General features: G+C 45.4%; 1 protein-coding gene. It reads left to right on the plus strand.

Translation table 11 applies throughout. From position 1 onward, the window contains the following. Window positions 1–34 precede the first annotated feature (34 nt). The coding region (locus R7093_RS27580; protein ID WP_318147322.1) for an AraC family ligand binding domain-containing protein at window positions 35–540 on the plus strand (506 nt) is incomplete at its 3' end.

Genomic DNA, 540 nt, shown 5'->3' on the forward strand with positions numbered 1-540 from the left:
GAGCGTGAAACAATACTATCTTGTGGAGTAGCCAATGGCGCACATCGAAAAAGTACCGCAGAGACCAGGTTTTTCTTGGCGCTATCGTCGCATTGATGAGGTAGAGAAAGAGTACGACCTCCATTTTCACGATGATGTGTTTGAGTTGGTCATCCATCGACACTTCACTGGCAGTTTGCATATTGGTCATCACGAATTAGAAGTGACTCACAACCAAATGCTATTGATCGCGCCTGGTGTGCCTCATTCAATTCACTCCACATTGGTCGAAAGCAAGTGCGAGACTCATGTGATTTGGTTTAAGCGTGAGTGGATTGCCAATTTGATGTTCTATTGCGCAGAGCTTAGAAAGCTTGACCCGCTTTTAAAGGCGGCCAATAAAGGTGTGGTGTTTTCTGAACGGACAGCTCAGCACGTTGTGGATCTTCTGCATGAGCTCATGACGTTTCCTGCAATGGAGCAACTATCGAGATTTCTCCATGTTTTGTCTCTGATTGCTCACGATGAAGGAGCAAAAACACTGATGACTCACTCATACTT

The organism is Vibrio sp. 1580 (genome assembly GCF_033340055.1).